The following is a 19,226-nucleotide window of genomic DNA, read 5'->3' on the forward strand; positions in this document are numbered from 1 at the left end:
TTTTAGGGCTTATTTGCCGCCAGTTCACCAGCTTCCGCTTCCCGTTGCAGATAGCGCTCGTCGATATCCGGCAGGGGCTTGTCGTCGATCGCGGCTTCAAAGGCCACCAAACGCTTATGAATGGACAGCAGTTCGATGATCGTCGTCCAGGAATTGACCAGATACTGAAACGAATTGCTGACTTGACCGAAGGCCGTGGCGATCTGCTGGTAGATACCGTAGGTGATCTTGCCTGCCACGATGGTTGGAACAAGCATTAAAAGCAGGAACACCGCATCGGCCTGAATGTAGAAATACCGGGCGACGTTGAAATAGAGATAGTGCCAATACATGCGGAAATAGTTTTTCCGCACATTGGAATACAGTTCCTTGACTGTCGGGGGCTGGGCGCGGTCTGCGTGGTCCTCGCCATAGACCAGTTCTTTACGATAGGCAGCTTCCACACGTTGATTGCGGAAGTTCAAACCGGGCAGCTTGATGCCGACTGTCGCCAGGAGCACCGTGCCGAATATGGACCAGACGATCGCCAACCAGAACAGCGCATGCGGCACTTCACCGATGATCGGCAATTCGGAGACGTAGGACGACAGCGCAAACAGGATCGGCAGGAAAACGACGAGTGTCATGACCGAATTGATCAGGGTGATGCCCAATGCCTCCAGCGTGGAGGAGAACCGCATCGTATCTTCCTGAACACGCTGGGAAGCACCTTCGATATGGCGCAGCTTTTCCCATTTGGACATGTAGAAGTCGTTCATCGCGGTTCGCCAGCGGAAGATATAATGGCTGGTGAAGAAATCCGTCAGGATCGAAACCGCCATGCTGAGAAAGGCGATCTTAGCGAAGACGATCTGGAGGCTATAGAAATCCCAGACTTCGATACCCGGTTGTTTGGAAAGGGCATTTTGCAGAAGGTCACCGAAAGGCCGCCGGAAATTATTGATAACGACGGAAATCTGAACGCCGAAATAGGTCACCGCGATAATCAGCAGCGATCCCCAGATGGACCAGAGCTTCCAGGGGTGATCCTTGGCGATGACGGTCCAGACGACGCCGAACAACGCCAGGCACGATGCTAGATAGCCGTAAAAGAACAGATTTGCGGGAACCAGAAAATAACTGAGATCGTAGGGTTCCTGTTCAGGCATCACGTAGCCCCAGGACGCCCCTACCCTTTCAACTATGAAATACCAGGCAAGAATAGCGAAGAAGGCCCAAACGATGGCGGAGGTAAAGAACAATTTCGGCTTGGGAAAGAAGGAATGAAACACGTTGTTGAACTCACGCGCGTTTGAAGTCAGCCATTATTGGCGAAGCACTAGATGGCCCGAACCTAGGGCAGAAATTTGTGCACAGCAACGATGAAGCGGCCACCTTAACAAGATGTAAGGCGCAAACGGTGGATCGATCCCCACAAAAAACGCGGATGGCGGGCCTAACGTCTCCCTTCCGCGGCAAGCACCGGCAGCATCAGGAGAATGCTGACGACCAGCACGGCGGAGGCGAGAATGCTGGGCGCGGTGAAACTGCCCGTCACCTCGGCAATCCAGCCGGCGGCAAGCGGCCCGACGATCTGGCCCGTGCCAAAGGCGGCCGTCATCAGCGCAAAGGCACGACGCGGGCTCGGCCCGGCAAATTCCCTGCCGAGCTGCAGCCCATAGGCGGTGATGACCATGAAGGTCAGCCCGAGAAGCAGGCCGCCGGCCAGAACGCCGGCCACGGGCGGCAGCATCACAGAGGCAAAGACGCCAACGGCCTCGACCGCAAGAACGATCACGAAAGCCCGCTTCAGCCTCTGTGACTTCAACACCGGTTTCCAGAGGAAAAGCGAAGCGGCAGCGGCGCAGCCGGTGATGAACCAGGCGAGGAATTCCACGAAAGCGCCGGCCGCCGCCATGCGGGCAATCGCCACGATGAAGGTGGCAGTGATGACGTATCCGAAGCCGAACAGCCCATAGGCCAGCGTCGTCAGGAACAGCGGTCGCGTCCAGGCGAGCGGCGGCTCCGCCGCTGAAGACGCATGCCGCGGCGGGCCGGCGGGAAGCACCCGGAAGACGAGAAGAAATGCGACGAAGGAAAAGACGGCACCGGCGATCCACTCCTCCCTCCACGACGAACCGCCGCCATCAAAGACGACGCCGATCAGATAGACCGCCAGCGAGGAAATCGCGATACCGGCACCGACACCGCCATAATGCAGCGCCTGCACACTGTCCCTGCCGGCTTTTGCGGCATGGCCGATGACGATCTGCGAGGTGAAGATCATGGTCATCGCACTGGCGACACCCGCCAGAAACCGGATGACGGTGAAAGCCGCAACCGAGTTGAACGCGGCCATGGCAAGCAGCAGCGCGGCGGTGGAAAACAGGCCACAAAGCGCAACCAGCCGCTCCCGCCCCGACCCCCAGGAAGAGGCGGCGAGAATCGCGCCTGCGAGATAACCGGCGAAATTTCCAGCCGCGACAATTCCCGCATCCCCCGCCGAGAGCGGCACATCCGCCATCATGCCGGGCAGGATGGGGGTAAAGGAAAAACGGCCGAAACCCATAGCGGAGGCCATCATCAAAGCGCCTGCAAAACCGAGCGCGGTCAGATGTCTGGTGGAAAGTGGCTTGTCGATGCTCATGCGTGGCTTATCGCAACAGGGCGGATAGGCGACAAGCGAGTTATTTTGATCGGCGTTATAAGCGGTCTTTATCGGTGACGCGGTGAGCGGCGATGCGTTCCTACGTCGCCGCTTGTTTCTTCTCCACGCCGGGGAGAAGAAAAATGCCGCAGCCGCTCACCTTATCTTAACGGCGAGCAAGCACCATCATTCTTCGCAAGAACGGATTTGTCACTCAACCAGCGTCAACACCAGCGGCCCGTTCTTCGTCGCCACCACCGTATGCTCATACTGCACGGTCGGCGCGCTCGGATCGCTGTAGAGCGTCCAAGGATCATCGTCGCCATCTTCAGCCCAATAGGCCCCTGTCGAAAGAAACGGCTCGACGGTGAACACCATGCCTTCCTGCATGATGCGGCGCTCATCCTTGTCCGGCCAGGTCGCCAACTCCTTCGGCTCCTCATGCAGCGAACGACCTATGCCGTGGCTCGCCAGATTGGTGATCAGCGTATAGCGGTTCTTTTTGGCAAAGGCGCCGATGGCATTGCCGATATCGGCGAAGGGCCGGCCGGTTTTTACCTGTTGCAGGCCGGTCCACATGGCGCGTTTGCCATCGCGGCACAGCCGCTCGATGTCCTTTTTGACAGGCGGCACGGCGAAGGACGAACCCGTGTCACCGAAAAAGCCGTTTTTCACCGCCGAGACATCGATATTGACGAGATCGCCTGCCTTGATGATGCGCGGGCCGGGAATGCCGTGGGCCACTTCCTCGTTGACGCTGATGCAGGTCGCGCCGGGAAATTTGTAGCAGAACTCCGGCGCGGATTGCGCGCCGTTATCCTCCAGCACCTTGCGGCCGATCGCATCCAGCTCGGCCGTGGTGATGCCGGGTTCCAGCGCGTCCGCCATGGTCTGCATGGCCACGGCGCAAAGACGGCCGATATCCTTCAGCAGATCAAGTTCTTCGTCGGTGGAAATAACCATGTCTCTGTCCGTCGTTCTGTCTGGCGGGTCTGAAAACGCCCGCCTTGGTAATCATCAGGCCGTGGCTTTCACCGGATCGGCGCTCCCCGTCAATTCTTTTCTGACAAGAGGGGCGACTTTCGTACCATAAAGCTCGATGCCGCGCATGATCTGATCATGCGGCATCAGGCCGATGGCCATCTGCAGCAGGAAACGATCATTCTTGAAGACGCCATGTGCCTTGATGATCTTTTCCGCCACCAGTTCCGGCTCGCCGAGAAAGAGATTGCCCTCCGGCCCGCGCGCCGCATCGAAATGCGCACGGTTCGTCGGTCCCCAGCCGCGCTCGCGGCCGATGCGGTTCATCACCTCCGCCTGCGGGCCGTAAAACTGGTCGGCAGCCTTGTCGGTCGTATCGGCGATGAAGCCGTGCACATTGATGCTGGTGCGCAGCTTGGTTTTTTCCTGCCCTGCCCGGCGCGCGGCTTCATGGTAGAGATCGAACAACGGTGCAAAACGGCGGTATTCACCGCCAATGATGGCAAGCGCCACCGGCAGGCCCATGGCGCCGGCCCGCGCCACCGATTGCGGTGTGCCGCCGACCGCGATCCAGACCGGCAGACGTTCCTGCAAGGGCCGTGGATAAACGCCGCGCCCGTTGATGGCAGGATGTTTGGTGCCGGACCAGGTGACGACTTCCTGTTCGCGCAGCGCCAGCAGCAGATCCAGCTTTTCAGCGAAGAGCACGTCGTAATCTTCGAGATCGTAACCGAACAGCGGGTAGGATTCGATGAAGGAGCCGCGCCCGGCCATGATTTCGGCGCGACCGTTCGACAGAAGATCGACGGTCGAAAATTGCTGGAACACCCGCACCGGGTCATCTGAACTCAACACCGAGACGGCGCTCGTCAGCCGAATGTTCTTCGTCTTAACCGCTGCAGCCGCAAGCACGGTGGAGGGCGAGGAGACGACATAGTCAGGGCGGTGATGTTCCCCAAGCCCGAAAACATCGAGCCCGACCTGATCGGCGAGTTCGATTTCCTCGAGCAATTCCCGCAGCCGGCGCGCGCCTTCAGGCCCGCGGCCATCGGCGGGATTGGGATTGACATCCGCGAATGTGTAAAGACCGAGTTCCATAGATGATACCTCTATTTGCTTGCCTGAGAGATAGGCACGGAGGGCCCTTCACACAAACGCAAAATCTGGAAGCTTAGCTTCGAAAAAATGGATGGGCGCAGCCGGATTTACCACACCGCCCCCCTTCCCCGAAGTGGCGCCCGAAATCACGCCCGAAATCACGATTGCCAGCCCGCCCCCTTTGGGCATAACCTGCTTAAATATGTGCGAAGTAATGCAAAAAGGGGAAAGCATGCATCGGACAGTTATCGTGACAGGCTCCACAAGCGGCATCGGCCTTGGCATTGCGCAAAGATTTGCGCGGGAGGGCGCCAATATCGTGCTGAACGGTTTTGGCGACGACGACGAGATCGAAAAACTGCGCCTTCTGCTGGAAGCCGAAAGCGGCGGGCGGGTGCTTTACCATCCCGCCGATATGACGAAACCGGACGAGATCGCCGATCTCATCCAGTCCTCACACGAAAAACTCGGCTCGGTGGATGTGCTCATCAACAATGCCGGTATTCAGCACATCGCGCCCATCGAGGAGTTCCCGACGGAAAAATGGGACTGGATCATCGCCATCAATCTGACCAGTTCTTTTCACACCATGCGTGCCGCGATACCGCTGATGAAAAAGGCAGGCAAAGGCCGCATCATCAACATTTCCTCAGCCCACGGCCTTGTCGCCTCGCCGTTCAAATCGGCCTATGTGGCGGCCAAACACGGCATCATGGGCTTGACGAAAACGGCAGCGCTCGAACTTGCGCAAACGGGCGTCACCGTCAACGCCATCTGTCCCGGTTACGTGCTGACGCCGCTGGTGGAAAAGCAGATACCGGAAATGGCCAAGGTGCGCGGCATCAGCGAAGCGGCGGTGAAGAACGACGTGATGCTGGAATTGCAGGCGACCAAACAATTCGTCACCGTCGATGACGTCGCCGCCGCTGCGATATTTCTGGCAAGCGACGCCGCAAGCAACATCACCGGCACCCATATTTCCGTAGACGGCGGCTGGACGGCACAATAATTGCCGGATTTTCTTTCCGCTATGGAAACAATGAATTGCCAAAACGGAAATCGATATACGCGCAAGGGCGTGCATAGATACACAGAGATAATCACAAGAAACCGGTTCGGCAGCCGGACAAAAAAGCAGGGCATTGCATGAAAGACGCGATCAGCTTCATCCTCAACAGCGAAACCATTTCGCTGAAGGATTTCGGACCGACGGACACGCTTCTCGATTACCTCCGCATCAGCAAGCGGTTGACCGGGACGAAGGAAGGCTGTGCGGAAGGTGACTGCGGCGCCTGCACGGTGTTGGTCGGGCGACTGCTTGATGGTTCGCTGCGGTATGAAAGCGTCAATGCCTGCATCCGTTTTCTGGGCTCGCTGCACGGCACCCATATCGTCACGGTGGAGCATCTGGCCGTCCGCGACGGCGCGCTGCATCCCGTGCAGCAGGCCATGGTGGATTTCCACGGCTCGCAATGCGGTTTCTGTACGCCGGGTTTCATTATGTCGCTTTATGGCCTGTGGCTATCAAGCGAAACCCCCGGCCGCGCCGACATCGAAAAGGCGCTGCAAGGCAATCTCTGTCGATGCACGGGTTATGAGCCGATCGTGAGGGCCGCCGAAAAAATCGCCGCGGCCCGTCCGAGTGCGCTGTTCGACCCGCTGCAACGGGACCGCACCGATATCATGGCAAAGCTCTGGGCGGTCCGCGAAAACGAGACGATCATCGTCACCCACGGCGAGGATCGCAGCATCATTCCGGCAACGCTTTCCGATTTGACCGAAATTTACGCCGCTGAACCGAAGGCCACCATCGTCGCCGGTTCCACCGATGTCGGCCTGTGGGTGACGAAGCAGATGCGGGCACTGAACCCTGTCATCTTCATCAATAATCTCGGGGATTTGCAGACGATCACCGTGGGTGAAGACGGCATCACGCTGGGCGCCGGTGTCACCTACAGCCAGGCCTTCAAGACCATCGCAGAGCACTTCCCGCCGCTTGCCCGACTGTTCGACCGGCTGGGCGGTGAGCAGGTGCGCAATATGGGAACGATTGGCGGCAACATCGCCAATGGCTCGCCCATCGGCGACACGCCACCGGCGCTGATCGCGCTGGGCGCGACGCTCACCCTGCGCTCGTCTTCCGGAGGCCGCAGCCTGCCGCTGGAAAGCTATTTCATCGACTACGGCAAACAGGACCGGCTGAGCGGCGAATTCGTCGAAAAACTCTTCATTCCGTTCCAGAAGCCGGAAAGCCGTTACGCCGTCTACAAGATTTCCAAGCGGCGCGACGAAGATATCTCCGCGCTCTGCGCCGCCTTCAATCTGACGTTAGATGCCGAAGGCACCGTCGAAGACATCCTCATCGCCTTCGGCGGCATGGCCGGCACGCCAAAACGGGCAACGCATCTGGAAGCGGCGCTTCTCGGGAAAGAGTGGTCGCAGGAAACGATCGACGCCGCGCGCGATGCGCTGGATGAGGATTTCACCCCGCTGACGGATTGGCGTGCAACCGCCGAATATCGCCAGTTGACGGCGAAGAACCTGCTGACACGATTCTTCCTGGAGACATCAGGGGAAAAGCAGGAACTCAGCCGTTTCTCGCTGGAGGAGGCGTGATGATGGCGATGGCGAAACCCGCACCCTCCCTCATTCCTGTGCTTGTCACAGGAATCCAGCCGACGCGCGTCTGCGCGGCCAAAGACTCTTTTCAGCCCAAAGACTTGGGCTGGCTGGATTCCTGTGACAAGCACAGGAATGAGGGACTGTTATCGCTGTCATATGCCGTAATTCACCAAGAAGGAGCTTGAACCATGGACACTACAAGCTTCGACAAGACCAAGACCGAAATCGACGGCCCGATGCACACGTCGCTCCGGCACGATTCCGCGCATAAGCATGTGACCGGCAGTGCCGAATATATCGATGACATTCCCGAACCCGCCGGCCTCGTCCACGGCGCACTCGGCCTTGCCGACCGTGCCCATGCTGAAATCGTTTCGATGGACCTCTCCGAAGTGGAAGCTACACCGGGCGTGCTGTGGGTGATGGTGGGCAAGGATGTGCCCGGCGAAAACGATGTCTCGTCCGGCGGTCGTCACGACGAGCCGCTGCTAGCCGAAACGAAGGTTGAATTCCACGGCCAGCCGATCTTTGCGGTGTTTGCCGAAACCCGCGATATCGCCAGAAAGGCCGCGCGCAAGGCAAAGATCACTTACAGAGACCTGCCGCATTTCACCGATATCGACACCGCGATTGAAAATGGCGGCGCGCTCGTCATCGATCCGATGACGCTGAAACGCGGCGATGCCAAGATTGAAATGGATGTCGCGCCCCGCCGCCTGACCGGCACGATGCGGATCGGCGGGCAGGAGCATTTTTATCTCGAAAGCCACATCGCCATGGCCGTGCCGGGTGAGGATGACGAGGTGACGCTGTGGAGCTCCACTCAGCATCCCAGCGAAATCCAGCATATCGTCAGCCACATTCTGCAGGTGCCGTCCAACGCCGTCACTGTACAGGTGCGCCGCATGGGCGGCGGCTTCGGCGGCAAGGAAACCCAGGGCAACCAGTTTGCAGCACTCTGCGCCATCGCCGCCAAGAAGCTGAACCGGGCCGTGAAAATCCGTCCCGACCGCGACGAGGACATGACGGCCACCGGCAAGCGCCATGATTTCCGTGTCGATTACGAACTTGGTTTCGATGAGGAAGGCCGCATCCACGCTGTCGACGCCACCTATGCGGCACGCTGCGGTTTTTCCTCCGACCTGTCCGGCCCGGTGACGGACCGCGCGCTGTTCCATGCCGATTCCAGCTATTTCTATCCGCATGTGCACCTGACTTCGCGACCGCTGAAAACCCACACGGTCTCCAACACCGCCTTTCGCGGCTTCGGTGGCCCGCAGGGCATGCTGGGGGCCGAACGGTTCATCGAGGAAATCGCCTATGCGGTCGGCAAGGACCCGCTCGATATCCGCAAACTGAACTTTTACGGCGAGACCGGCTCGGGCCGCACCACGACGCCCTATCATCAGGAGGTCGAGGACAACATCATCGCCCGCGTCGTCGAGGAACTTGAGACATCCAGCGACTATCGCGCCCGACGCGAGGCGATCATCGAATTCAACAGGACCAGCCCGATCATCCGCAAGGGCATCGCGCTCACTCCGGTGAAATTCGGCATCTCCTTCACCATGACCGCCTTCAACCAGGCGGGCGCGCTGGTGCATATCTACAATGACGGATCGATCCACCTGAACCACGGCGGCACTGAAATGGGCCAGGGCCTCTACACCAAGGTGGCGCAGGTGGTGGCCGATGCCTTCCAGGTGGATATCGGCCGGGTGAAGATAACGGCAACGACCACGGGCAAGGTGCCGAATACTTCGGCCACCGCCGCCTCATCCGGCACGGACCTGAACGGCATGGCCGCCTATGACGCCGCCCGTCAGATCCGCGAAAGGCTGGTGAAGTTCGCCGCTGAAAACTGGAATGTGCCGGAAGAAGAAGTGGTCTTCCTGCCGAACCGGGTGCGCATCGGACTTGAGGAAATCGCCTTCAACGATTTCATCAAGAAGGCATATTTCGCCCGCGTGCAGCTTTCCGCCGCCGGTTTTTACAAGACGCCGAAAATCCACTGGGACCGCGCCGCCGGCCGTGGCACGCCGTTTTATTATTTCGCCTATGGCGCGGCCTGTTCGGAAGTGTCGATCGATACGCTGACCGGCGAATATATGATGGAACGCACCGATATCCTCCACGATGTCGGCAAGTCGCTGAACCCGGCCATCGACATCGGCCAGATCGAAGGCGCCTTCGTGCAGGGCATGGGCTGGCTGACGACGGAGGAATTATGGTGGGACGGCAAGGGGCGGCTGCGCACCCACGCGCCCTCCACCTACAAGATCCCGCTCGCCTCCGATCGGCCGAAGAGCTTCAACGTCAAGCTGGCGGAATGGGCGGAAAATGCGGAACCCACCATCGGCCGCTCCAAGGCGGTCGGCGAACCGCCCTTCATGCTGGCGATCTCGGTTCTCGAAGCGCTCTCCATGGCGGTCGCCTCCGTCGCCGATTACAAGGTCTGCCCGCGTCTCGATGCGCCGGCCACACCCGAACGGGTTTTGATGGCGGTGGAACGGTTGAAAAAGGTGTGAGAGGGCCAGCGCCAATGCCTGACACCTCCTTATCCACTTTCCTCGCCCGCCCCGCCCCCACAATCCTCGTGGAAATCGAGGCGGTGAAAGGCTCATCACCTCGTGAGGCTGGCACCTTCATGCTGGTCAGCCAAGAAGCCCTCTGGGAAACCATCGGCGGCGGGCAATTCGAATATATGGCGATAGACCACGCTCGCGCCATGCTGCGCACAGGGGCTGCCGAAGACCGCATGGATATTCCGCTTGGGCCGGAAATCGGCCAATGCTGCGGCGGGCGGACCCTCATCCGCTTCCGGCTGATAACGGCGGAGATCGCGGCCACTCTCGAGGCAAGGCTGAAGGGCGAAGCCGAACAACAACCAGCTGTGTTCATTTTCGGAGCAGGTCATGTCGGCAAGGCGCTGGCAGATGCCCTGTCGCTGTTACCGCTGACCCTGAAGGTGGTGGAAACACGTGAAAGCGAGTTGCGCGACATTCCGGCAGGCATCGCATCCATCCTCACGCCCATGCCGGAAGCGTTCGTTCAAAAAATCCCAGCAAATGGCGCGGCCATCATCGTCACCCACGACCATGCACTCGATTTCCTGATTGCAAAGGAGGCGCTCGCCCGCGACGATCTCGCTTATGTCGGGATGATCGGCTCGAAGACCAAACGCGCCACCTTCGCCCACTGGCTGGAACGGGAAGGAGAGCCGCCTTCCCGCCTTGCAAAGCTCACGCTGCCCATCGGCGGCACGGGCGTCAGGGACAAGCGTCCCGCCGTCATAGCGGCCCTTGTGGCAGCCGAGTTGCTGCAAGCATTTTCCGTTGCCGAAACCCGTCGCAGCGAAAATCGACACGACCATCCTCAAGGCCAAGATCGCGCCTGAGCCCGTCCGGCAGGCTTTCGTCCGCCAGATTGTCCGGTGCCAGGCTTTCCCGGGTAAATCGTTCCGCTGTTCGCAGACCCGCACGCAGGCGGGACCACGCGCGCAAAAGTGCTGTGCGCATGTTCGTCTCCATTCAAAAATGTCAGAAGCTCAGTTGATGAATTGGGCTAAAAATGCTCTGGTTTCGGGAGAAAAACCAATGAAACCTTTGGCGACTAGCATAAAGAGAACTTATCCATGAAGATGTCTCGCCAGTTCCCTCTGAATGCGCTGCGCGTCTTCGATGCCGCCGCCAGGCACCTGAGTTTCACCAAGGCGGGTGAAGAGCTGGGCATGACGCAGACCGCGGTGAGTTACCAGGTGAAGCTCTTGGAGGAGAATATCGGTGAGCCGCTCTTCATCCGCAAAGCGCGCCAGGTTCAGCTGACCGAGGCCGGGCAGAAACTGGCGCCTAAAGTGGCGGAAGCCTTCCACAGCCTGCGGGAGGCCGTCGACAATGTGCGCGACACATCCGACACCACCCTGACCATCCATTCCACCGCCACTTTCGCATCGCGCTGGCTGTCGCGGCATCTCGGCGCTTTCCAGCTTGAACATCCCTCGATCGCGGTGCGGCTCGATACATCAAGCGCATTGATCGATTTTTCCCAGTCGGACTGCGATGTCGCCATTCGCTGGAGCCGCGACGATGGCAAGGGGCTGGCCTATCATCAATTGCTGCGCGGCGTTTATACGCCGATGCTGCATCCGAGCCTCGCCGAGAGCATCGGCGGATTGCACAGGCCGGAAGATCTGCTGCGCCTGCGCATCATCGATCCCGGCGACATATGGTGGAGCCAGTGGTTTCGTGAGGTGGGCGTCGAAAATCCGGGCCTTGACCGTTATCCACGCAGCCGCCTGAATGTGCAGGCCTTCGAAGCCGCCGCGGCAATCGCCAATCAGGGGGTGGCCATGCTCACCCCGGAGCTTTATGCCGACGAGATCGCGCTCGGCCGCCTTTACCAGCCATTCGAGCACCTCAGCAGCGAAGGCAAGAACTACTGGCTGGTCTATCCGGAAAACCGCAGGAACATTCGCAAGATAAAACTGTTTCGCGACTGGATATTGAAGCGCATAGAGGAAAGCCGGCCGCAGCAGCAGCCTCAATATCCCATATCAGGCGCATAAAAGCAGCGCGGCGTATCCTCGTCCGGAAACAGACAGAGATGATATTCACCATCTTCGGACCGCCTTGCCTCGCTCTGCGACCAGCTGAAGACATGGCGCCGCGTCACCAGCCGATGATCGCCGGGCGCAAGCGAGACCTCGTAGCCATCGGGCGTGACACGAACGCTACGCGTCGGGATCATCTGGCAGTCGCCGGTTTCGGCATCGCCATTGCAACAATAGCTCTCATATTTGAACCCCTTGTGGGATTCATGGGCAGGCGCCGTGGCGCTGAACGCCAGAAGCAGAAAGAGGACCGTCAGAACAAGGCGCATCGGCATGGTCTCCGTTGAAAACAACGGCGGCTGCCGGAAGGTCATTGCGTCCCTTTATTCAAAATTTCACACATAACCCGCACCCGGACACAACGGTACCGGGAACTGCAACACCTGCTCCCTGATCTGCCCCACCCCAGGGTTTGCAGCGCCCGCCTTCGGAATAACCGCCAGCGAAACATGTCATTGGGAGCCTTAAAGCCCCGCAGCCCTATATTTTAGCACATCGCCAGACTGCCAACAGGATAATAGCTGAGTCGCGTTAGCCAGCTAAGCACAAACTATGAGGCAGGAAGTGCGCATTACAACTTTACCGGGCCTACCGCAGTACCTTTGCAGCCCGAACCAGGTTGTGGACACAAGGCGATCGGATTGTGAACAATCGCTTCCCCATCGCTGCTTTTCCCTTTCCTAACGGTCAAATTTCTCGCAAGGTGCGATGCACAAGGATCAGGGGAACCGCATGTACGAATACGCCATTGCGTGGGAATGGATGGCCTTTGCCGTCCGCTGGCTCCACGTCATCACCGCCATCGCCTGGATCGGCTCATCCTTTTATTTCATCGCGCTCGATCTCGGGCTGGTCAAACGCCCGGATATGCCGCCAGGCGTCTATGGCGAGGAGTGGCAGGTGCATGGCGGCGGCTTTTACCACATCCAGAAATATCTGGTCGCTCCAGCCCGCATGCCCGAGCACCTGACATGGTTCAAATGGGAAAGCTATGTCACCTGGCTTTCCGGCTTCGCCATGCTCTGCATCGTTTATTACGGCGGCGCGGACCTTTTCCTCATCGACCATTCGGTGCTTGATCTCACCCAGTTCCAGGCCATCTGTCTGTCATTGGCCTCGCTCGCCATCGGCTGGCTGTTTTACGATTTCCTTTGCAAATCACCGCTCGGCAACAATACCTGGGGCCTGATGATCGTGCTCTATGTCGCGCTGGTGGCGATGGCATGGGGTTATACGCAGGTTTTCACCGGCCGCGCCGCCTTCCTGCATCTCGGCGCCTTCACCGCCACCATCATGTCGGCGAACGTATTCTTCATCATCATCCCCAACCAGAAGATCGTCGTGGCCGACCTGATCGCCGGGCGCACGCCCGACCCGAAATATGGCCGCATCGCCAAGCAGCGCTCATTGCACAACAACTACCTGACGCTGCCCGTCATCTTCTTCATGCTGTCGAACCATTACCCGCTGGCCTTTGCGACGCAATTCAACTGGATCATCGCAGCGCTTGTCTTCCTGATGGGCGTCACCATCCGCCACTGGTTCAACACAACCCATGCCCGCAAGGGCAAGCCGACATGGACCTGGCTTGCGACCGCCCTCATCTTCATCGTCATCATGTGGCTTTCCACCGTGCCGAAGGTGCTGACCGGGGAAGAGGAACAGAAGGCCGCCACTCTCTCCCCCATGCAGCAGCAATTCGTCAGCGACGCCCATTTCACCAAGGCCCGCGATGTGGTTCAGGGCCGCTGTTCCATGTGCCACGCGGCCGAGCCGGTGTGGGAAGGCGTGCCCTTCACGCCAAAATCCGTGAAGCTGGAAACCGATGAACAGATCGCCGCCCATGCGCGCGAAATCTATTTGCAAGCCGGCCGCAGCCATGCCATGCCTCCCGGCAACATCACCGCCATCACCCCGGATGAGCGCAAGGTGCTGACCGCCTGGTACGAAAGCGCGGTTTCCGGGGCCGGAAAAGCCGAAGGAAAGACTGAATGAGCATGGTTCTGCTGCGTGGCCGCCTGCTGAGCTTCCGCCGCGCGCCGCTCTCGATCGACGATACGCAAAGCTATCTTTATATCGAAGACGGCGGCCTGCTTCTCGAAAACGGCAGGATTGCCGCCATCGGCGAATACGCCGATATTCGCGAGACAGCGCCGGAGGACGTCGAGGAAAAGGACCACCGCCCGCATCTCATCGTGCCCGGCCTCATCGACATGCACCTGCATTTCCCGCAGATGCAGGTCATCGGCTCCTATGCCGCCAATCTCTTGGAATGGTTGAACACCTATACGTTTCCGGAAGAATGCCGCTTCGTCGAAAGCGCCCATGCCCAGCGCATCGCCACGCATTTTTACGACGAGCTGCTGCGCCACGGCACCACCACGGCCGCTGCCTATTGCTCCGTGCACAAAACCTCCGCCGACGCCTTTTTTACTGAGGCCATGAAGCGCAACATGCTGATGATCGGCGGCAAGGTGATGATGGACCGCAACGCTCCGCAGGGCCTGCTGGACACGCCGGAAACCTCCTATGACGAGACGCGTCAGGTGATTGCCGACTGGCACGGCAGGGGCCGCAACCACGTCGCCATCACCCCCCGCTTCGCCATCACCTCCACGCCGAAGCAGATGGAAGCCGCCCAGGCGCTGGCGCAGGAATTTCCCGATCTCTTCATCCAGACGCATCTTTCCGAAAATCTGGACGAGATCAAATATACCTGCGAACTCTATCCCGAAGCGACTGACTATACCGATATCTATGTGCGTTACGGCCTGATGGGCAACAAGACCCTGCTCGGTCACGCCATCCACCTCTCCGATCGCGAAGCGGACGTACTGTCGGAAACCGGCGCGGTCGCCGTACATTGCCCCACTTCCAACCTCTTCATCGGCTCCGGCCTGTTCCCGATGAAAAAGCTGCAACGACGTGAAAAGCCTGTTCGTATCGCAGTCGCGACCGATATTGGCGGCGGATCGAGCTATTCCATGCTGCGCACCATGGATGAGGCCTACAAGATCCAGCAATTGCTGGGCGAACGCCTCAACCCGCTGGAAAGCTGGTATCTGATGACCCGCGGCAATGCCGAAGCGCTTTCGATGGTTGACCGCATCGGCACGCTGGAGGCAGGCACGGACGCCGACATCACGGTGCTCAATGCCTCCTCGACGCCGGCCATGGCGCTGAAGATGGAAGTCGTGAAAAGCCTGACGGAAGAACTGTTCCTGATGCTGACCATGGGCGACGACCGCACGGTGGTGGAGACCTATGTGGCCGGCAGGGCGATGAAGAGCGTGCTGGCATAGTTCGGCTGGGGCCGAAACATAAGGTCACGATCTCGCTTAAACCAATATCCATGGAGTGAGCGGATGCCGCTTGTTTCTTCTCCCCGCCGGGGAGAAGAACCCGGCCGAAACGCGAACGACCTCTGGAGTGCCCGTGCCGGCTTTAGACACAACCACCCTGCTCATGGTTCTCGCGACCTTCATTGTCGCCGGCATCGTCAAGGGCGTGACCGGCATGGGACTGCCCACAGTCGCCATGGGCGTGCTCGGCCTCTTTATGCCGCCTGTCGCCGCCGCCGGCCTGCTCATTCTGCCTTCCTTCATCACCAATATCTGGCAATTACTGGCCGGGCCCGATTTCCGGGCCATCGTGAAGCGGCTGTGGCCGATGATGATCGCGATTATCGTAGGTACCCTCATCGGCATCCGGCTGATGACGGCAGGCACCGGCATCTGGACCACCTCGGCGCTCGGCCTGTGCCTTGCGGCGTACGCGGCCTACAGCCTGCTTGCCAGACCGGTCTCGATTCCGGCAAGGCTGGAATCAAAACTCTCCCCCGTCATGGGGTTGGTGACGGGCCTGCTGACCGGCGGCACCGGAATTTTCGTCGTGCCCGCCGTGCCCTATATCCAGTCGCTCGGTTTTAACCGCGATGATCTGGTGCAGGCACTCGGCCTTTCCTTCACCGTCTCCACCGTTGCGCTCGCCGCCGGTCTTGCCTCGCAGAATGCCTTTCACGTCGAGCATCTGTCGCTTTCCGCTTTGGCCGTGCTGCCGGCCCTTGCCGGAATGTGGCTTGGCCAGAAAATCCGTTACGTCGTCAGCCCGGCGACATTCCGGCGCTGGTTTCTCATCTGCCTGCTCGTGTTGGGCGTTGAATTATTCTTTCGAGCTTTCTGGAGTTAACCCGTGCTGTGGCCAAACCGGCAAGCACCTTATTTTAGCGGCTTGATCGCCGTGTAGCTCACGGTTTCTTCGTTATTGGTACCTTCGTCGTAGATCTTTGCAACCGTTGCAAGCAGATCAGGCGCATAAACCGCGGTCCACCGCTCGACTTCCTCGTCGTTTCTCCTGACGTCGTAAACCACGTTAAAAACATCATAACTGCAGTAGCCAATAGAAAAAGATCGCCGTTTTGTAACGTTAAGACTCAGAGTCCACTTCTCCTTAAAGGCATCAACCTTCAGCGGAATGAAGTCGAAAGTCCGGCGGGCACCGACTTTCAGAGGCCAGAAAGAAGAAAGATTTGATGTGAAATAAGCATTGTAATCTTCGTCACTTCCCGAACGAGAAATTTCGATAAGGCCTTGATAAAGAAATGCCTTTTGTTTTCCGCCGTCAGCAAAGCCATGTTCTACGGAAACGACAGGCCCCGCTGTTTTGAACGCGCTTTGCACGCCACTGTGACTGAGTACAAATCCATTCTTGTCGCTCTTAATCGTAGGGCACTCTGCTGCGAGAGCAATATTTGGAGATAAAAGAGAGGCTGCAAGAATTTTAAAAAAGGAAGATGACATGAGCAACAATTCCACGGAGATAAGGTAACTACAGATTGCCGGTTTCTAATGAAAACTCAACTCTGATTTCTAGATACAAGCGATTCAAAAAACCCTAAAACTACGATCGACGAACTCGCGCATCCAAATAGAATATGCTAGGTGAAGCCATCATTCAAATGTGAAGGCTTTATCCATGGGCAAAATCCTGACCATAGCGGACCTGAAGCAACAGGCTCAGCGTCGTGTGCCGAAAATGTTCTTCGACTATGCCGATAGCGGCGCGTGGACGGAAAGCACCTACCGCGCCAATGAGGATGATTTTGCCAAGATAAAGCTGCGCCAGCGCGTGCTGGTGGATATGACTGACCGGTCGCTGGCCACAGAAATGGTTGGCGAGAAGGTTTCGATGCCGGTCGCGCTCTCCCCCACCGGGCTCACCGGCATGCAGCACGCCGATGGCGAAATGCTGGCCGCAAAAGCGGCGGAGGAATTCGGCGTGCCCTTCACGCTCTCCACCATGAGCATCTGCTCCATCGAGGATGTCGCCTCGGTCACGTCAAAACCCTTCTGGTTCCAGCTTTACGTGATGAAGGACCGCGACTTCGTCAATAATCTCATCGACCGCGCCAAGGCAGCGGGATGCTCGGCGCTGGTGCTGACGCTCGACCTGCAAATCCTCGGCCAGCGCCACAAGGATTTGCGCAACGGCCTGTCCGCGCCGCCGAAATTCACCCCCAAACATATCTGGCAGATGGCGACCCGGCCGCAATGGTGCATGGACATGGCGCGCACCAAGCGCCGCAGCTTCGGCAATATCGTCGGCCATGCGAAAAACGTGTCCGACCTTTCATCGCTCTCCACCTGGACGGCCGAACAATTCGATCCGCGCCTGTCCTGGCAGGACGTCGAATGGATCAAGCAACGCTGGGGCGGCAAGCTGATCCTCAAGGGTATCCTTGACGAGGAAGATGCCCGCGCCGCGATCGATACCGGCGCCGATGCCATCATCGTCTCCAACCATGGCGGCCGCCAGCTCGACGGCGCCCATTCCTCCATCGCCATGCTGCCGAAGATCGTCGATGCCGTTGGTGACAGGATCGAAGTGCACATGGATGGTGGCATCCGCTCCGGCCAGGATGTGTTGAAGGCGGTCGCACTTGGTGCCAGGGGCACCTATATCGGCCGCCCCTTCCTCTACGGCCTTGGCGCCGGCGGAAAACAGGGCGTGACAACGGCGCTCGAGATCATTCGCAAGGAACTGGATATCAGCATGGCGCTCTGCGGCAAGCGGCTGATCACGGATGTGGACCGCAGCATTCTGGCTTGATGGTGACGTGGAGTAGATGGGCAGGGCCTCAGAGCCGATGCGCCATAAAGTCCCGCCCTGCGCTGCCTCCCTCATCCCTGTGCCTGTCACAGGGATCCAGCCAGCCCAAGTCCTTGGGCTGAAAGGAGTCTTTCCGTCGCGCCGACGCGCGTCGGCTGGATTCCTGTGACAAGCACAGGAATGAAGACAAGAGAGCCTAGTGCCCCACCGTCTTCGAAAACACATTCACGATCACCACGCCGGTGATGATGAAACCTAGACCGATGACAGCAGCCAGATCCAGCGTCTGGCGAAACACGAAATAGCCAATCCCTGAAATCAGCACGATACCGAGCCCGCTCCAGATCGCATAGGCCACCCCCACCGGCAGCGCGCGCAACGTGAACGACAGCAGATAAAAGGCAGCACCGTAAAACAACGCCATCAGCACGGTCGGCAGCAGCCGGGTGAACTGCTGCGACTGCTGCAGGAAAGAGGTCGCGATAACCTCGCAGACGATGGCTGCGACAAGCGCCCCATAGGTCAAAACAGCTGCATTCATCGTCCCGCTTCCTTCTTTGTCTGCGCGATCATCCGGGCCCTGAGAGCCGCCCTGTCGCCACCCGCCATGCCGTTATCGGCCAGAAGATCGGCAAACCAGATGCCGTCTGCCGCAAGCCGCACCAGTTCCAGTACCACCCCGTCATCGGTATCTTTATGACGGGCAAGACGTCCCTCCAGCCAGCCCGTCCACATGCGCCGAAGCGACGGTTCTCCGATCATAGATACAGACAGCGCGGCCCATTGCCTGCCCGATTCCCGGTCGCGATCGGCAAAAACAGCGTTCACATAGGCCCGCGTGAAGCGCCCAAAAGCTTCACAATCCTGTGAGACGAGCACATCGATTTCCGCGTCCAGCGCCGAAAGAAGGTCCGCCATGACCGCTTCCAGCAGCACCTGCTTGGACGAGAAGTGGTGAAACAGTCCACCCTTCGTTACCCCCGCCGCATCGGCCACCGCCTGCACGGAAAGCGCCGCAACACCCTGCTCAGCAGCAAGTTTCGCCGCGCAATCGAGAAGATTGCGGCGCACGATCTCGGGCTGCTTCTTGCGTTCATGAGCGTTTGTCATAAGGCTAAACATACCGGACGGTTGGTTTCTTTACAAGGAAATTGTGGGGGCAGCCATCGGGTTGAAATTCAT

At 58.9% G+C, this 19,226-nt stretch carries 17 protein-coding genes; 9 read left to right on the forward strand and 8 right to left on the reverse strand.

Annotation, left to right across the window (positions count from 1 at the left end; all coding sequences use genetic code 11):
• Positions 1 to 2 precede the first annotated feature (2 nt).
• The 4 genes from sbmA to ATU_RS11260 all read right to left on the reverse strand — a co-directional run bounded on the left by sbmA (position 3) and on the right by ATU_RS11260 (position 4,705).
• Positions 3 to 1,271 carry a peptide antibiotic transporter SbmA gene (sbmA, locus tag ATU_RS11245; RefSeq protein ID WP_006314665.1) on the reverse strand — a complete coding sequence of 423 codons (1,269 nt, stop codon included), beginning with the start codon at positions 1,269 to 1,271 and terminating at the stop codon, positions 3 to 5.
• 164 nt (positions 1,272 to 1,435) lie between these two features.
• Complete coding sequence (locus tag ATU_RS11250; RefSeq protein WP_010972214.1) at positions 1,436 to 2,626, reverse strand: MFS transporter; 1,191 nt, start codon at positions 2,624 to 2,626, stop codon at positions 1,436 to 1,438.
• A gap of 210 nt (positions 2,627 to 2,836) precedes the next feature.
• Complete coding sequence (gene map / locus ATU_RS11255; protein WP_010972215.1) at positions 2,837 to 3,589, reverse strand: type I methionyl aminopeptidase; 753 nt, start codon at positions 3,587 to 3,589, stop codon at positions 2,837 to 2,839.
• Positions 3,590 to 3,643: 54 nt separating this feature from the next.
• On the reverse strand, positions 3,644 to 4,705 hold the full coding sequence (locus ATU_RS11260) for an LLM class flavin-dependent oxidoreductase (RefSeq protein WP_010972216.1): 1,062 nt from the start codon (positions 4,703 to 4,705) through the stop codon (positions 3,644 to 3,646).
• 232 nt (positions 4,706 to 4,937) lie between these two features.
• Between ATU_RS11260 and ATU_RS11265 the strand changes: the two genes are divergently transcribed.
• The 5 genes from ATU_RS11265 (at position 4,938) to ATU_RS11285 (ending at position 11,891) form a co-directional block, all read left to right on the forward strand.
• The gene (locus tag ATU_RS11265) at positions 4,938 to 5,714 is read left to right on the forward strand and encodes a 3-hydroxybutyrate dehydrogenase (protein WP_010972217.1); all 777 of its coding nucleotides are present in this window, start codon (positions 4,938 to 4,940) and stop codon (positions 5,712 to 5,714) included.
• Between the two features lie 137 nt (positions 5,715 to 5,851).
• Entirely contained in the window at positions 5,852 to 7,321 is a 1,470-nt protein-coding gene (gene xdhA, locus ATU_RS11270) for a xanthine dehydrogenase small subunit (RefSeq protein ID WP_010972218.1), read from the forward strand.
• 194 nt (positions 7,322 to 7,515) lie between these two features.
• Entirely contained in the window at positions 7,516 to 9,855 is a 2,340-nt protein-coding gene (gene xdhB / locus ATU_RS11275) for a xanthine dehydrogenase molybdopterin binding subunit (RefSeq protein ID WP_035255938.1), read from the forward strand.
• A 14-nt stretch (positions 9,856 to 9,869) separates the two neighbouring features.
• Positions 9,870 to 10,724, forward strand: coding sequence for a xanthine dehydrogenase accessory protein XdhC (gene xdhC, locus ATU_RS11280; RefSeq protein WP_035255900.1), 855 nt, complete (start codon positions 9,870 to 9,872; stop codon positions 10,722 to 10,724).
• Positions 10,725 to 10,961: 237 nt separating this feature from the next.
• On the forward strand, positions 10,962 to 11,891 hold the full coding sequence (locus tag ATU_RS11285) for a LysR substrate-binding domain-containing protein (RefSeq protein WP_006311734.1): 930 nt from the start codon (positions 10,962 to 10,964) through the stop codon (positions 11,889 to 11,891).
• Here the strand turns inward: ATU_RS11285 and ATU_RS11290 are convergent.
• Positions 11,867 to 12,205 carry a hypothetical protein gene (locus tag ATU_RS11290; RefSeq protein WP_035256010.1) on the reverse strand — a complete coding sequence of 113 codons (339 nt, stop codon included), beginning with the start codon at positions 12,203 to 12,205 and terminating at the stop codon, positions 11,867 to 11,869. The genes ATU_RS11285 and ATU_RS11290 overlap by 25 nt on opposite strands.
• A 463-nt stretch (positions 12,206 to 12,668) precedes the next feature.
• On the opposite strand from ATU_RS11290, the gene puuD reads away from it, so the two are divergent.
• From puuD to ATU_RS11305, 3 genes are all read left to right on the forward strand, one after another.
• Positions 12,669 to 13,931 carry a urate hydroxylase PuuD gene (gene puuD / locus ATU_RS11295; protein ID WP_010972222.1) on the forward strand — a complete coding sequence of 421 codons (1,263 nt, stop codon included), beginning with the start codon at positions 12,669 to 12,671 and terminating at the stop codon, positions 13,929 to 13,931.
• On the forward strand, positions 13,928 to 15,238 hold the full coding sequence (guaD, locus tag ATU_RS11300) for a guanine deaminase (protein WP_010972223.1): 1,311 nt from the start codon (positions 13,928 to 13,930) through the stop codon (positions 15,236 to 15,238). The genes puuD and guaD overlap by 4 nt, the downstream gene beginning before the upstream one ends.
• A gap of 163 nt (positions 15,239 to 15,401) precedes the next feature.
• Entirely contained in the window at positions 15,402 to 16,124 is a 723-nt protein-coding gene (locus ATU_RS11305) for a sulfite exporter TauE/SafE family protein (protein ID WP_080728776.1), read from the forward strand.
• Between the two features lie 29 nt (positions 16,125 to 16,153).
• Here the strand turns inward: ATU_RS11305 and ATU_RS11310 are convergent, their stop codons facing one another.
• Positions 16,154 to 16,735, reverse strand: coding sequence for a hypothetical protein (locus ATU_RS11310; RefSeq protein WP_236762276.1), 582 nt, complete (start codon positions 16,733 to 16,735; stop codon positions 16,154 to 16,156).
• 175 nt (positions 16,736 to 16,910) lie between these two features.
• Here ATU_RS11310 and ATU_RS11315 point away from each other — a divergent pair, with 175 nt between their 5' ends.
• Positions 16,911 to 18,044, forward strand: a complete 1,134-nt coding sequence (locus ATU_RS11315; RefSeq protein WP_035255896.1) for an alpha-hydroxy acid oxidase — start codon at positions 16,911 to 16,913, stop codon at positions 18,042 to 18,044.
• 196 nt (positions 18,045 to 18,240) lie between these two features.
• Here the strand turns inward: ATU_RS11315 and ATU_RS11320 are convergent, their stop codons facing one another.
• Entirely contained in the window at positions 18,241 to 18,585 is a 345-nt protein-coding gene (locus ATU_RS11320; protein ID WP_006311727.1) for a DMT family transporter, read from the reverse strand.
• Positions 18,582 to 19,166 carry a TetR/AcrR family transcriptional regulator gene (locus tag ATU_RS11325; protein ID WP_010972227.1) on the reverse strand — a complete coding sequence of 195 codons (585 nt, stop codon included), beginning with the start codon at positions 19,164 to 19,166 and terminating at the stop codon, positions 18,582 to 18,584. The genes ATU_RS11320 and ATU_RS11325 overlap by 4 nt, the downstream gene beginning before the upstream one ends.
• Between the last annotated feature and the right edge of the window lie 60 nt (positions 19,167 to 19,226).

It is taken from the genome of Agrobacterium fabrum str. C58 (assembly GCF_000092025.1).
Taxonomy (GTDB): Bacteria; Pseudomonadota; Alphaproteobacteria; order Rhizobiales; family Rhizobiaceae; genus Agrobacterium; species Agrobacterium fabrum.